This is a genomic window from Pseudomonas sp. D5(2026) (assembly GCF_057766845.1).
Window position 1 is genome coordinate 1,764,074 of sequence record NZ_CM173421.1, and the last position, 13,799, is coordinate 1,777,872.

The window sequence follows — 13,799 nt, forward strand, 5'->3', positions numbered from 1 at the left end:
TGGCTTAGCGCAGTGAAGTGTCGGTACCGCAGGCGGCGTGCTGCACTTGTTCCCAGACGCGCAGGAAATTGCCGCCCCAAAGCTTGGCGATATCGGCTTCGGAGTAGCCGCGGGTAATGAGTTCGGCCGTTACGTTGCGTGCCTCGCTGGCGTCGTGCCAGCCATCGATGCCGCCGCCCTCGTTGAAGTCCGAACTGATGCCTACGTGATCGATGCCGATCTTGCGCACGGTGTAGTCGATGGCATCGCCATAGTCCTTCAGGGTCGCGGGCGGCTCTTGTTCGAGGATGGCATAGAGCTCGTTGGCATATTGTCCGACCTTCTGCTCGGGCCAGCCGGCGATGACCGGGTCGCCAGGCATCAGCGCATAGTTCAGGTCAGCCAGTGGCGGCAGGGCGTAGCGGGCGCGCAAGGTATTGAGCTTTTCCTGGGTCTGTGCGCTGAGCGGCTTGAGGTAGCTGGAGAACGCGACCAGTTGCACGACCCCGCCGCCTTCCTTGATCAACTGCATTTCCTTGTCGGACAGGTTGCGGTTGATATCGACCATGGCCCGTGGTGCCGAGTGCGACGCCACCACCGGAGTACGGCTGAGCTGAATGACCTGGTTCAGCGCCTTGCTGGACATCTGCGAGACATCGATGATCACGCCCAGGTCATTGAGCCGCTGTACGGCGCGCTTGCCGATGGGGGACAGACCCTCCAGCGCATCGACAGTGTCATTGAAGAACGGCAAGGGGCGAGATGAGTCGGCCCAGCTATTGTTGCCGACGTAGCTGAAGCCGAACATACGCACCCCGCGTGCCGCCCAGCGGTCGAGCTGGTCGATATCGTCCCCCAGCGCATACGCATTGAGCATGCTCAGGAACACCGCGAACTTGCCTTCGCCGTGCAAGCGCCGCATGTCCTGCGGGGTGTAGGCGATGGCGACACGTTCGGGGAAGTCGCGCACCATCGCGGTGATGGCGTTGTAGCGCACCTCCTGGGTGTGGCGGGCGGCCTCGACGAAACCTGGCGTGGGGCGATGCGGGCTGTTTGCGCCCGTCCAGGATTCGGGCCAGGCAAAGATGGTCAGCGCCGCGCCAGACAACCGCCCTTGGGCAGCCTTGGCCAGGTCGAAGCGGCCCGGCCCGTCCTTGTCGGCTTCGCTGCCTTCGTTGCCGAAGTCCAACGGCAAGGTGACATGGCTGTCGAACGAGATGATGCGCTCCTGTAAGTCGTTGGCTTGACGAACGACCTCCCGGGGGTAGCCGCCAGGGGCCGCGAAATGGTACCAGGCAGCCAGACCGGCACCCGCGGCGGCTGCCGCAGCCAGGCTGATGTACAGGGCTTTTTTCCAGCGTGGTGTCGTCATCTTGGTCTCAGTAGGTTCGCCGTCGAGGGAGGGCACAGAGGCCGCCGCTACCTGGGGTGAACGAGTCGACACAGAGGAAATTTAGCCGGCCCGGCCGAGGCGTTAAATTTCTGCGCAGGTACAACGTTCTAGCCTTGGACGGGCCGTGCTCCATGGCCGCTATGAACGCACAGGTAGTTGCAATGACGATTTCTCGACGCGGGTTCATCGCCGCTGTGGCATTGACGGGCGTGGCGGTGCCCGGTGCGCTGTATGTGCAGCGCCAGCGGGATGCCGATGCGTTTCCGGAAACGCCTGGCGAGGCTGTTGTCGAGTTGGCCGATACCCGCCTGCAGCAGCTGGGCGACATCCTGCGGGGCATCTGGCGCTGGACTGCACATGGCAAGGATGCCCAACTGCTGGGTATGCCCGACGGGGAGCTGGAACTGTTTCTGGATGTCGCCAGCAATGGCCGGGGGCTGCGAGGTTACCTGGACACCGCCGATCGCTTGCGCAGTGAGCAGGAACCACGTTATCGGGTCATGGGTGACTTGCTGACGGACAAGCCCGGGACGTTGCGCTGGCGGCTGTTTTCAACCGAGCCCGGTGCAGGGCGTGCGCGCTATGAATGCCATGTGGTGCTCGATGAGGTCTGGGGCGCCTATGGCAATGCCGGGCCGGCAACGCTCAATGGTCGTATCTCGGCCCTGGACCGCGCCCTGTCTCTGCCTGTTCTGGACAATGGCTTCCTGGCCTTGAAGCGGCCTTTCCCGGAGGCTCGCGAACGTACGCCGCTGTCGCCACAGTTGCTGGCTTGGCTCATTTCGCCGGAGCACCGGCTGTTTCACCAGTTATGGCACGCATCGCGGGACAAGTGGCACAAGCTGGAAGAGGACAAGCAATCCGCCCTGCGTGGTCTGGGCTGGCAACCCGGGCCGCGGGGCCAGGAGCGTGATGCGCGTGGCAGGCACAAGGATCGCAACGGTTCCGGAGAAGACTTCCTGTTCATGCACCGGCACATGCTCGGCAGTGCCAGGGCCCTGCAGGACCTGCCCTCGTGGACGCGGTTCCCGCTTCCTCAGCCGGAGCTCGAGCGTGACCGCGTCGGTTTCGCCCGTTACTTCGACAACTACGACGGCAATGCCTTGCCACCGACCTGGCTGGCCCATGACGACCAGGAGTACACCCAGTGGGTACGCGACATCAAAAGCCCGGATACCTTCCATGGCAACTTTCAGGTCTGGGAGTCGCGGTACAGTGATCCGGAATATCTGAGCAAGCTGACCTTGGGGCAGTTCGGCTCAGAGCTGGAACTGGGCCTGCATGACTGGTTGCACATGCGGTGGGCGGCGGTGCCGCGCGACCCGTCCAACGGTATGCCGGTGCCCGCAGCACGTACCCCGGGGGATTTTGCTGAGCGCTGGTTTGAAGCACGTAACGATTTTCTTGGCGACCCGTTCTCGTCACATGTAAACCCGGTGTTCTGGCATTTTCATGGGTGGATCGACGACCGAGTCGACGACTGGTTCCGCGCCCACGAGCGGGTTCACCCGGGCGAGATCCGCCGCTTGCAGGTGAATGGTGTGCCCTGGTTCGCACCCGGGCGTTGGGTAGAGGTGGCTGACCCGTGGCTAGGTCCCGATACCCATGGCTGTTCCACGGTGCCGGGCCTGCGACCTGGTCGAAGCGTCGAGATGGACCCGGAAACCATGAAGCTGGCGTTGCGCATCATTTATGGCAATGAAGACCTCTTTGCTCGGCTGCGACCACGGGTGCCGCAGCGCCCCTGGTATGCCCGCAATCTCAAGGTCGTGCGGGCATCGGGCTGACAGTGGGCCCAGCGCAGGTGTGCGTTGCTGAGAATCATTATATTTTGTAAGATCGCACGCTGATATCACTCAGTTCTGCATCTGCCCCGTCGTGGGTGTGCAGGACGATTCCAGGTGTGTTTGTGGAACGTTACTATCGTGAATTGGTGAGTTTCCTGTCCGCGCGCCTGGGTAACCGTCAGGCGGCAGAGGATGTTGCCCACGATGCCTACCTGCGGGTACTGGAGCGAACGGACAACGGGCAGATCGAGCATCCGCGCGCTTTCCTGTACCGTATCGCCCTGAACCTGGTGGTCGACCGCCATCGTCGCCATCTGGTGCGTCAGGCCGAACCGCTGGAGATACTTGACAGTGATGAGGGCTGTCATGTGCCGGCGCTGGCGCAGGAACTGCAGCTCAACCAGCGCCTGGCCCTCATGCAGCGGGCACTTGACGAACTGAGCGGCCCCTGCCGCGAATGCTTCCTGCTGCGCAAGATCGAAGGCCTGTCCCATCTGCAGATCGCCGAGCGGCTGGGCATTTCGCGTAGCCTGGTGGAAAAGCACATCGTCAATGCCATGAAGCACTGCCGGGTGCGCATGCGGCAATGGGAATCCTGATTGCCAGGTTAAAGGCAAATGCAAATTCCGTCAGTCAATCACTTGATTTATGCGGCTTTCCCGACTTCTATCAGATAAGACCGTTGCCGTACATGGCCTTGGCAGTAGCCGTTACTGGCGCAGTATGGTCATGGAGCGTGCCCATTACCTAATGGCCCAGGTCCGACCATGGCAAACAAGACTCTGCGCATTCTCATCGCCGATGCACACCCGTGCCAGCGCCTGCAGCTGGAACGGTTGCTCAATGGTTTGGGCTATTACCGGATAGCCCCAGTGGATAGCTTCGAGGAGCTGCAGCGCCTGGTGCAGTGCGCCTTGCAGCCCTTCCACCTGTTGCTGGGCAATATCGAGCTGGCCAGCCATTGCGGAGTAGACCTGGAACGCTTCTGCCGCGTCAGCACACAGATCCAGCACGCCCTGCTTTACCATTCCAGCCAGTTGAAAGTGCCAGCAGTGCCGCAGACCGAGCGCCAGGCGGTCAGCCTGAGCCTGCCACAGGTGCCCGATAACGAGGCGCTGGAGACGTTCATGGCAATCATCGACGCACCGATGCTGGTCGGCAAGCTACCGCTGCCGAGCACCCTGGCGGCCAGTACAGCGCGGCCACGACCGCGAGCCAACTTCGCGCATACGGTGTTCAACCGCTAGCGGTGCCGCAGGCGGGGCAATGGGGCAGCTATTTGTTATGCTCTTGCCCTTTGCCGATCTGCGGACCCTGCCATGACTGCCATCGATACCGCTCGCCCGCCCCGGTTCAGCCGCGGCGACCATCGGACCCTGGGCCTGGCGGCGCTGGGTGGCGCGCTGGAAATCTACGACTTCATCATTTTCGTGTTCTTCGCGCTGACCCTCAGCCAACTGTTCTTCCCTCCCGAGATGCCCGAATGGCTACGCCTGCTGCAAAGCTTCGGCATTTTCGTCACCGGCTATCTGGCGCGGCCGCTGGGCGGCATCCTGATGGCGCACTTTGCCGACCATCTGGGGCGCAAGCGGGTCTTCAGCCTGAGCATCCTGATGATGGCATTGCCGTGCCTGTTGATCGGGGTGATGCCGACCTATGCCGACATCGGCTATGCCGCCCCGCTGATACTGTTGGCCCTGCGCATCCTCCAGGGTGCTGCCGTAGGCGGTGAAGTGCCAAGCGCCTGGACGTTCGTTGCCGAGCACGCGCCCAGCGGGCGGCGCGGCTATGCCTTGGGCTTTCTGCAGGCCGGGCTGACCTTCGGCTACCTGCTGGGGGCGCTGACCGCAACCTTGCTGGCGCAACTGTTCACCCCGCAGGAAATCCTCGATTACGCCTGGCGCTACCCGTTCCTGTTGGGTGGGGTGTTCGGTGTAATTGGTGTGTGGCTGCGCCGCTGGCTCAGTGAAACACCGGTGTTTCTCGCCCTGCGCGCGCGCCAGGAGCAACCTGTGGCATTTCCGCTGCGGCGAGTGCTGGGCGAGCACCGCCGGGCGTTGATCCCTGCCGCGTTGCTGACCTGTGTGCTGACCTCGGCGGTGGTGGTGCTGGTGGTGATCACCCCGACAGTGATGCAGCAGCGCTTCGGCATGAGTGCCGGGCACACCTTCGCCCTCAGCAGTGTGGGCATCGTCTTCCTCAACATTGGCTGCGTGCTGGCCGGGCTGCTGGTCGACCGTGTGGGTGCCTGGCGCGCGCTGATGCTGTATAGCCTGTTGCTTCCGCTGGGTATCGGCACGTTGTACGCCAGCCTGGTGGGGCAGTGGGGCATGACCTGGCTGGCCTATGCGCTGGCGGGGTTGAGTTGTGGCGTGGTGGGGGTGGTGCCCTCGGTAATGGTAGGGCTGTTCCCGGCGCAAATCCGTGTATCGGGCATTTCCTTCACCTACAACGTGGCCTACGCAGTGTGGGCCAGTACCACGCCGCTGGCACTGATTGCGCTGATGCCGTGGAGCCCATGGGTGTGTGTCGGGTTTTGTCTGATCATGGGCGCGGTGGGGCTGCTGACGGCCTTGTATTTCGGGCGTCGTGAGCCATTGGTGTTTGCTGCGGAGCCGATGCCGGTCATGTGTGGCGACAAATGAGCAGGTGCATGTCTTGGGTTGTGTAGCAAGGCTTGCACCGAGCGCCGCCCGCGCGGCGCATCGCGAGCAAGCTCGCTCCTACATTTGTTCCGGGCCAATTATGCCTGTGGGATTTGCGCGCGAACGCCCTGGTGCATGGCTCGATATCGCGTCGTACAAACAAGGCGGTCGCGCGCGCCTGGCACAGGATGGACTGGCTCGAAACAGATGTAGGAGCGAGCTTGCTCGCGATGCGCCGCGCGGGCGGCGCTCGATCTGATAGGCGCTGAACCTCTCACGGCGAACACCTCGTAGGTCCAGACGCATACTCACAACAAAAAGCCCCCGGCCCATGAGGACCGGGGGCTTTTTGTTGCCGCAAGGGCAGGGGCCTTACATGTTCGGGTAGTTCGGCCCGCCAGCGCCTTCAGGGGTGACCCAGGTGATGTTCTGGGCCGGGTCCTTGATGTCGCAGGTCTTGCAGTGCACGCAGTTTTGCGCGTTGATCTGGAAACGCTTGTTGCCGTCTTCCTGGGTGACCACTTCGTACACGCCTGCCGGGCAGTAACGCTGGGCAGGCTCGTCGTACAGCGGCAGGTTGCTGGCGATCGGTACGCTTGGATCGGTCAGCTTCAGGTGGCAGGGTTGTTCCTCTTCGTGGTTGGTGCTGGAGAGGAATACCGAGCTGAGCTTGTCGAAGCTGAGCTTGCCGTCCGGTTTCGGGTAGTCGATCTTTTTCGAGTCGGCGGCCAGCTTGAGGCAGGCATAGTCCGGCTTGGTGTCGTGCAGGGTGAACGGCAGTTTGCCACCGAACCAGTTCTGGTCGACATAGTTGAACGCCGCGCCCAACAGCGGGCCGAACTTGTGCATGGCCGGGCCGAAGTTGCGGCTGGCGAACAGTTCTTCGTGCAGCCAGCTGGCCTTGAAGGCGCTGACATAGCTGTTCAATTGATCGCCGCCTTCGCCACCGGCGATCAATGCGTCGGCCACTGCTTCGGCGGCGAGCATGCCGGACTTCATCGCGGTATGGCTGCCCTTGATCTTGGCCACGTTCATGGTGCCCAGGTCGCAACCGATCAGCGCGCCACCATTGAAGACCATTTTCGGCAGCGAGTTGATGCCGCCCTTGGCCAAGGCGCGGGCGCCGTAGCTGATGCGCTTGCCGCCTTCGAGGTACTGGCTGATCACCGGGTGGTGCTTGAGGCGCTGGAACTCGTCGAACGGCGACAGGTATGGGTTGGCGTAGGACAGGTCAACGATCAGGCCGACCACCACCTGGTTGTTTTCCAGGTGATAAAGGAACGAGCCACCGGTGTTTTCCTTGGCCACCACGTCCAGCGGCCAGCCGGCGGTGTGCACCACCAGGCCCTGTTCGTGCTTGGCCGGGTCGATTTCCCAGATTTCCTTCAGGCCGATGCCGTAGTGCTGGACGTCGGACTCGCTGTCGAGGTTGAAGCGCTTGATCAGCTGTTTGCCGATATGGCCACGGCAGCCTTCGGCGAACAGGGTGTACTTGGCGCGCAGTTCCATACCTGGGGTGTACAGGCCGTCCTTGGGGTTGCCCTCCCGGTCGACACCAAGGTCGCCGGTAACGATGCCGCGGACCACGCCGTTGTCGTCGAACAGCGCTTCCTGGGCGGCGAAGCCCGGGTAGATCTCCACACCGAGGTTCTCGGCCTGCTGGGCCAGCCAGCGGCACAGGTTGCCCAGCGAGATGATGTAGTTGCCATGGTTGTGCATGGTCTTGGGTACGAACAGGTCAGGCACCTTGGTCGCGCTGCCGGCATCCTTGAGCACGTAGATGTCGTCGCGCTTCACTTCGGTATTGAGCGGTGCGCCGAGTTCTTTCCAGTCGGGGAACAGCTCGTTCAGGGCGCGAGGCTCGAACACCGCGCCAGAGAGGATGTGGGCGCCGACTTCAGAGCCTTTCTCCACCACGCAGACGCTGATTTCGCTACCGGCTTCGGCGGCCTTCTGCTTCAGGCGGCAGGCGGCGGACAGGCCCGCCGGGCCGGCGCCGACGATGACCACGTCGAATTCCATGTATTCGCGTTCCACTGGTTCTCTCCTACTCATCAAGGCTCGTGCTGTTGCTTTGTCTTATGGGTGCGGGGCATTCGCAGCGGTTCTACGCAACGGCGGAACTGTAGCTGGGCAAATGACGGACTACACCGTTTTGTCTTGGCCGCGCATTATATCTACACCACTTGGCGGGTCCAATACAAACGTTTGTTTGAATTTGCCGCAGGCCAGTAAAATCACAGGAACGCGGCTGGAGGGTGACCGATTTGCCGTATTGACCGGAATGGGTGTTACGGTCAAGATACGAGCGGTTTTACGTTCGCCGTAGGCTTGCAGCCGGGCGCAGGTACACCTCTAAAGACCAGGTGTGGAGCAGGGTTTTGCGGGCTTAGGCCGGTTTGTAGTGGAGTTTACACGCCACGACAGAAAATGACCCGCGAGGATTTGTCGCAAGAGTCCGAACAAGACTGTTCGGTCACTGTGAAATTGCTGCCTCCCGATACGTTTTTAGAGGTGCCCTTGTACCCACGCGCATCGCAGGGCTCTGCCCCAGGCGACTATCTATTCACCGGAGAGTAACGAGGAATCCATGAAGGTTCTTGTAGCTGTCAAACGAGTGGTCGACTACAACGTCAAGGTTCGCGTCAAAGCGGACAACTCCGGCGTCGACCTTGCTAACGTCAAGATGTCCATGAACCCCTTCTGCGAAATCGCCGTGGAAGAAGCCGTACGCCTGAAAGAAAAAGGCGTTGCGACCGAGATCGTCGTCGTTTCCGTCGGCCCGACCACTGCCCAGGAGCAGCTGCGTACTGCCCTGGCTCTGGGTGCCGACCGTGCCATCCTGGTAGAAGCCGCTGACGAACTGAACTCCCTGGCTGTGGCCAAGGCGCTGAAGGCCGTTGTCGACAAGGAGCAGCCGCAGCTGGTCATCCTCGGCAAGCAGGCCATCGACAGTGACAACAACCAGACCGGCCAGATGCTGGCTGCGTTGACAGGCTTCGCCCAGGGTACCTTCGCGTCCAAGGTCGAAGTCGCTGGCGACAAGCTGAATGTCACCCGTGAAATCGATGGCGGCCTGCAGACCGTTGCACTGAACCTGCCAGCCATCGTCACCACCGACCTGCGCCTGAACGAGCCACGCTACGCGTCGCTGCCGAACATCATGAAGGCCAAGAAGAAGCCGCTGGAGACTGTTACTCCAGACGCGCTGGGCGTTTCCCTCGCCTCCACCAACAAGACCGTGAAGGTTGAAGCCCCGGCTGCCCGCAGCGCTGGCATCAAGGTCAAATCGGTGGCCGAACTGGTCGAGAAGCTGAAGAACGAAGCGAAGGTAATCTAAATGACTATCCTGGTTGTCGCTGAATACGAGAACGGTGCCGTAGCCCCGGCCACCCTGAACACTGTCGCCGCAGCCGCCAAGATCGGTGGTGATGTGCACGTGCTGGTCGCAGGCCAGAACGTCGGTGGCGTTGCCGAATCTGCTGCCAAGATCGCTGGCGTGGCCAAGGTGCTGGTTGCCGACAACGCGGCCTACGCCCACGTGCTGCCGGAAAACGTCGCGCCGCTGATCGTCGAGCTGGCCAAGGGTTACAGCCACGTGCTGGCCCCGGCTACCACCAACGGCAAGAACATCCTGCCGCGTGTGGCCGCGCTGCTGGACGTGGACCAGATCTCCGAGATCATCTCGGTCGAGTCCGCCGACACCTTCAAGCGCCCGATCTACGCGGGTAACGCCATCGCCACCGTGCAATCGAGCGCGGCCATCAAGGTGATCACCGTGCGTACCACCGGCTTCGACGCCGTGGCCGCCGAAGGTGGTTCTGCTGCCGTCGAAGCTGTTGGCGCTGCACACAACGCCGGCATTTCGGCTTTCGTTGGCGAAGAACTGGCCAAGTCCGACCGCCCAGAGCTCACCGCTGCCAAAATCGTCGTTTCCGGCGGCCGTGGCATGGGCAACGGTGACAACTTCAAGCACCTGTACAGCCTGGCCGACAAGCTCGGCGCGGCTGTCGGTGCCTCGCGCGCCGCAGTCGACGCAGGCTTCGTGCCGAACGACATGCAGGTCGGCCAGACCGGCAAGATCGTTGCGCCACAGCTGTACATCGCCGTCGGTATCTCCGGCGCGATCCAGCACCTGGCCGGCATGAAAGACTCCAAAGTGATCGTTGCGATCAACAAGGACGAAGAAGCGCCGATCTTCCAGGTGGCCGACTACGGCCTGGTCGCTGACCTGTTCGAAGCGGTTCCAGAGCTGGAAAAGCTGGTCTGATCCGGCTGCTTCACTTATAAAGAACCCGGCCCTCGCTTTGAGGGTCGGGTTTTTTTATGGGTTGAGGAGTGAGGCATGACGTTGCGCGGAACGGGCAGGGTGCTGGCATGCGTGGCGCTGTTGCTGCCGCCACTGGCGATGGCGGCAGGCAAATGCGAGCGCCTGGTGGCGACCGGCAGCCCTGATGCGCCGCCCTATTCCTGGCAAGACCCGAAAGACCCAAGGCACCTGATCGGCGCCAACGTCGACCTGTTGCGCCAGGTGGCCGGCGAGCTGGGTGTGAAGGTCGAGGTGCTGAGTGCCGGTCGCCGTGACCAGGCGCTGGAAGAGGTGCGCAGTGGGCGCATGGACCTGCTGCTCGACACCCCTATGCAGGTGGAGCAACTGACCGCGCTGGACTACATCCATCCGCCGTTGCAGCTCAATGAGTACCTGGTGTGGACCCGCCATGATGCAGCGGTGATCTTTGATGGCCCGGCCGATCTGACCAGATACCAGGGCAGCTTGTCCGACCGTGCGCGCCTGACCCCGGCCTTTACTGCGTTTGCCAAGGCCCAGCTCAAGCTGGTGCCGGCGCAGAACCTGACCCAGGCGTTCCAGAAACTGGTACTCGGCCAGGTGGACTATGTGCTGGCTGGACGTTACTCCGGTATGGCCATGGCCCAGAGCCTGGGCATGAGCAATGACCTGATAGCCCGCGGCTTGCCGGTGGACAGGCCGGGCCTGTACCTGGCGCTGTCGCATAACTCGGCGTGCAATGACAGCTGGTTGCGTGGGCAATTGGCAAAAAAACTGACAGAATTGCCGATCTCTGGTGCATCCGAAGCTGTGCTGCAACGTAATCTCGAGCGCTGGAAAGCGCAGTTGCAGGTGCCGGCGGACGCCCCCAAACACTAGGAAGATTGCGTGAGAACCCAACCACTAATCCTTGCCCTGGCCGTGCTCGGCCTGGCTGGCTGCGCCAATGATCCGGCCCCTGACGAGCAGATGCGCATTTCCGAACAAGCACTGGACCAGGCCAAGGCCGTCGGCGCCACCGGGCAGGTCGAAGCGCTGAAACTGGCTGAAGACAAGCTGGCCCGCGCCAAGGCCAACATGCTCACCCAGGACTACCGCGATGCGCGCATGCGCGCCGAGCAAGCCGAGCTGGATGCGCGCCTGGCCGAGGCCCAGGTGCTGAACCAGAAGAGCGAAGAGCAGCTGCAGGTGCTGCAGTCGCGGGTCAAGCGCTTGCGCAAGCAACTGGAGGTGCAGCCATGATCCGTCGTACGCCTTTGGCTGCACTGGTACTGTTGGCGCTGACGGCAGGTTTGCAAGGTTGCGCCAGCCAGCGCAGCAGTGCCGCGCTGGATGAGGCCACTGTCGCCTTCCAGGGGGTCAAAGATGATTCCGACGTGCTGCGCAGCGCGCCGCGCGACGTGATTCGCGCAGGCGAATCGCTGGCTCGCGCCGAGCGCTTGTCCAGCTACATCGGCACCGGTTCTGATGTGCGGCATTATGCTTACCTCAGTCAGCGCTACAGCGAGATTGCCCGCGAACATGCCAAGCTGGCGCTGAACCAGGAACGCCAGGCCAAGCTCGACCTGGAGCGCCAGCGCCTGCAGCTGGCTTTGCGTGAGGCCAAGCTGGCCAGCGTGCAGCAGCAGGGACAGTGGGTCGAATCGCAGATTGCCGCGTTGGCTTCGGAGCAGGCCGACCGTGGCCTGGTGATGACCTTGGGCGATGTGCTGTTCGATACCGGCAGTGCCGACCTGAAGAACTCGGCCAGCCGGACTGTGCTCAAGCTGGTGCAGTTCCTGCAGCTCAACCCGCGCCGGGTAGTGCGTATCGAGGGCTATACCGACAGCACGGGCGCGGGCGAGGACAACCTTAAGCTGTCGCGCGACCGGGCGCAGTCCGTGGCCGACATGCTGGTGGACCTGGGCATCGACGAAAAACGCCTGCAGGTTGAAGGCTATGGCGACCAGTACCCGATCGAGGCCAATGCTTCGGAGCGGGGCAGGGCGCAGAACCGTCGGGTGGAGATCGTATTCTCCGATGACAAGGGGCGGCTCGCGCCAGCGCGCTGAGTCTTGTGGAAAGGGCCGCTTTGCGGCCCGCTTTATGTCGGTTTAATCGTTTCGATAGCTGTCACGCTGTTGTATTGTCGACTATGTTGCAATCTGTCCCAGTACACTTTGCAACTGTTACGGTATCCTCTACCGTCTGTGACCTGTACAAGAACAACGAGCATGTCGACATGACCAACCTGCTGCTGTACCAGCGTATCGCCCAGCAACTGGCCGATGATATCCGTCGCGGTGTCTACCAGCCAGGCGAGCGGGTACCCTCCGTGCGCAAGATGAGCGCCCAGCTCAATGTCAGCCATGCCACGGTGCTGCAGGCCTATGCCAATCTTGAGGACCAAGGGCTTATCCGGGCGCGGCCGCAGTCTGGCTATTACGTTCACCAGACCCCTGCCTTGACTGCGCAAACCCCGGACATCGCCCGGGTGGAGCGCCCCGGCCTGGTCACGCGTGCCAGCATCATCCAGCAGGTGCTGACTGAGGCGCGTCGCGATGGTGTGTTCCCGTTTGGTGCTGCAGTGCCGCATGTCGACTACCTGCCAGTGCGCGCCTTGCATCAGCAAATCGCCAAGGTAACGCGCTTCCATAGTCCGCGCGCCTTCAGCTACATGTTCAGCCCCGGTTTCGAGCCGCTGCGCAGGCAGATCGCCATACGCATGCGCGATGCCGGCGTGCTGGTCGACCCGCGCGAAGTGATCGTGACCCATGGGTGTGTCGACGCCCTGCAGATGTCGCTGCGGGTGCTGACCCGCCCAGGTGACTTGATCGCCGCCGAGTCGCCGACCTATTACGGCTTGCTGCAGCTGGCGGACCTGCTGGGCTTGAAAGTGATCGAAATCCCCAGTGACCCGTCCACCGGTATCAGCCTCGAAGCCTTGCAACTGGCGGCTAACCAGTGGTCGATCAAGGCGTTGGTGCTGACTGCGCGCTTGAGCAATCCACTTGGTGGCACTGTTCCGGAGGAACGGCAAAAGCAATTGCTGCGCCTGGCCTCGGACTTCGATATCCAGATCATCGAGGATGACATCTACGGTGAGCTGATGTTCGAGCAGGGCAAGACCAAGGCGCTGAAGGCGTTCGACCGGCTGGATCGGGTCATCTACTGTTCAAGCTTCTCCAAGACTTTGTCCCCCGGCGTGCGTGTGGGCTGGATGATCGCCGGGCGTTACCAGGATGAGATTCAGCGCCTGCAGACTTTTACCACCCACTCGGCCTGCAGCGTGACGCAGATGGGGGTGGCAGCCTACCTGGAAAATGGCGGCTACGACCGGCATCTGCGCTACATACGTCAGGAGTATCGCAAGAACCTCAGTGCCTATCAGTTGGCGGTACAGCAGCATTTCCCCGAGGGCACCCAGATGACCCGGCCGACAGGTGGCTTCATCCTTTGGGTAAGCCTGCCGGGTCGGGTCAATACCCAGGAGCTGCATGTGCGTGCGCTGGAGCAGGGCATCAGCATTGCACCGGGGCTAATATTCAGTAACACAGAGCAGTTCAACCACTGTGTCCGGCTCAATTGTGGCATTCCATGGAATAAAGAGGCCGAGCGGGCTGTGATTACGCTGGGTTTGCTGGCCCAACAGTTGTGCAGAGAGACGGCGGTCACGCTTTTGTAAGGCTTGCAAGCTGCCTGTGGAACAGGGAGCATACGCATTTTTC

The 13,799-nt window shown here is 62.1% G+C and carries 12 protein-coding genes; 10 read left to right on the forward strand and 2 right to left on the reverse strand.

Going from position 1 to position 13,799, the window contains the following annotated elements; all coding sequences use genetic code 11:
- Window positions 1-4: 4 nt before the first annotated feature.
- Entirely contained in the window at window positions 5-1,351 is a 1,347-nt protein-coding gene (locus tag AC3B5Q_RS08220; RefSeq protein WP_392525661.1) for a dipeptidase, read from the reverse strand.
- A gap of 182 nt (window positions 1,352-1,533) precedes the next feature.
- Here AC3B5Q_RS08220 and pvdP point away from each other — a divergent pair, with 182 nt between their 5' ends.
- From pvdP to AC3B5Q_RS08240, 4 genes are all read left to right on the forward strand, one after another.
- The gene (pvdP, locus tag AC3B5Q_RS08225; protein ID WP_323601375.1) at window positions 1,534-3,159 is read left to right on the forward strand and encodes a pyoverdine maturation tyrosinase PvdP; all 1,626 of its coding nucleotides are present in this window, start codon (window positions 1,534-1,536) and stop codon (window positions 3,157-3,159) included.
- A gap of 122 nt (window positions 3,160-3,281) precedes the next feature.
- A complete protein-coding gene (locus tag AC3B5Q_RS08230; protein ID WP_028698354.1) occupies window positions 3,282-3,758 on the forward strand; it encodes a sigma-70 family RNA polymerase sigma factor in 477 nt (158 codons plus the stop codon).
- Window positions 3,759-3,926: 168 nt separating this feature from the next.
- Entirely contained in the window at window positions 3,927-4,406 is a 480-nt protein-coding gene (locus tag AC3B5Q_RS08235) for a hypothetical protein (protein ID WP_021784837.1), read from the forward strand.
- Window positions 4,407-4,478: 72 nt separating this feature from the next.
- A complete protein-coding gene (locus AC3B5Q_RS08240) occupies window positions 4,479-5,804 on the forward strand; it encodes an MFS transporter (protein ID WP_021784838.1) in 1,326 nt (441 codons plus the stop codon).
- Between the two features lie 372 nt (window positions 5,805-6,176).
- Here the strand turns inward: AC3B5Q_RS08240 and AC3B5Q_RS08245 are convergent, their stop codons facing one another.
- Window positions 6,177-7,859 (reverse strand): electron transfer flavoprotein-ubiquinone oxidoreductase, encoded by a 1,683-nt coding sequence (locus AC3B5Q_RS08245; RefSeq protein ID WP_080671153.1) that lies wholly within the window; start codon window positions 7,857-7,859, stop codon window positions 6,177-6,179.
- Window positions 7,860-8,394: 535 nt separating this feature from the next.
- Between AC3B5Q_RS08245 and AC3B5Q_RS08250 the strand changes: the two genes are divergently transcribed.
- The 6 genes from AC3B5Q_RS08250 to AC3B5Q_RS08275 all read left to right on the forward strand — a co-directional run bounded on the left by AC3B5Q_RS08250 (window position 8,395) and on the right by AC3B5Q_RS08275 (window position 13,756).
- Window positions 8,395-9,144 (forward strand): electron transfer flavoprotein subunit beta/FixA family protein, encoded by a 750-nt coding sequence (locus AC3B5Q_RS08250; protein WP_003254232.1) that lies wholly within the window; start codon window positions 8,395-8,397, stop codon window positions 9,142-9,144.
- Window positions 9,145-10,074, forward strand: coding sequence for an electron transfer flavoprotein subunit alpha/FixB family protein (locus tag AC3B5Q_RS08255; RefSeq protein WP_021784840.1), 930 nt, complete (start codon window positions 9,145-9,147; stop codon window positions 10,072-10,074). It abuts the gene before it with no gap.
- A 75-nt stretch (window positions 10,075-10,149) separates the two neighbouring features.
- A complete protein-coding gene (locus AC3B5Q_RS08260; RefSeq protein WP_021784841.1) occupies window positions 10,150-10,971 on the forward strand; it encodes a substrate-binding periplasmic protein in 822 nt (273 codons plus the stop codon).
- A 9-nt stretch (window positions 10,972-10,980) separates the two neighbouring features.
- Window positions 10,981-11,334, forward strand: coding sequence for a DUF4398 domain-containing protein (locus AC3B5Q_RS08265; protein WP_021784842.1), 354 nt, complete (start codon window positions 10,981-10,983; stop codon window positions 11,332-11,334).
- Window positions 11,331-12,143 carry an OmpA family protein gene (locus AC3B5Q_RS08270; protein WP_021784843.1) on the forward strand — a complete coding sequence of 271 codons (813 nt, stop codon included), beginning with the start codon at window positions 11,331-11,333 and terminating at the stop codon, window positions 12,141-12,143. Before AC3B5Q_RS08265 ends, AC3B5Q_RS08270 begins: the two co-directional genes overlap by 4 nt.
- Before the next feature lie 170 nt (window positions 12,144-12,313).
- The gene (locus AC3B5Q_RS08275; protein ID WP_003254223.1) at window positions 12,314-13,756 is read left to right on the forward strand and encodes an aminotransferase-like domain-containing protein; all 1,443 of its coding nucleotides are present in this window, start codon (window positions 12,314-12,316) and stop codon (window positions 13,754-13,756) included.
- Window positions 13,757-13,799: the final 43 nt, after the last annotated feature.

Excerpts from the sequence above, each read along its gene's own strand:
- AC3B5Q_RS08220 (WP_392525661.1), bottom strand. The coding sequence starts at position 1,351 with ATGACGACACCACGCTGGAAAAAAGCCCTGTACATCAGCCTGGCTGCG.
- pvdP (WP_323601375.1), top strand. The coding sequence starts at position 1,534 with ATGACGATTTCTCGACGCGGGTTCATCGCCGCTGTGGCATTGACGGGC.
- AC3B5Q_RS08235 (WP_021784837.1), top strand. The coding sequence starts at position 3,927 with ATGGCAAACAAGACTCTGCGCATTCTCATCGCCGATGCACACCCGTGC.
- AC3B5Q_RS08240 (WP_021784838.1), top strand. The coding sequence starts at position 4,479 with ATGACTGCCATCGATACCGCTCGCCCGCCCCGGTTCAGCCGCGGCGAC.
- AC3B5Q_RS08245 (WP_080671153.1), bottom strand. The coding sequence starts at position 7,859 with ATGAGTAGGAGAGAACCAGTGGAACGCGAATACATGGAATTCGACGTG.
- AC3B5Q_RS08250 (WP_003254232.1), top strand. The coding sequence starts at position 8,395 with ATGAAGGTTCTTGTAGCTGTCAAACGAGTGGTCGACTACAACGTCAAG.
- AC3B5Q_RS08255 (WP_021784840.1), top strand. The coding sequence starts at position 9,145 with ATGACTATCCTGGTTGTCGCTGAATACGAGAACGGTGCCGTAGCCCCG.
- AC3B5Q_RS08260 (WP_021784841.1), top strand. The coding sequence starts at position 10,150 with ATGACGTTGCGCGGAACGGGCAGGGTGCTGGCATGCGTGGCGCTGTTG.
- AC3B5Q_RS08270 (WP_021784843.1), top strand. The coding sequence starts at position 11,331 with ATGATCCGTCGTACGCCTTTGGCTGCACTGGTACTGTTGGCGCTGACG.
- AC3B5Q_RS08275 (WP_003254223.1), top strand. The coding sequence starts at position 12,314 with ATGACCAACCTGCTGCTGTACCAGCGTATCGCCCAGCAACTGGCCGAT.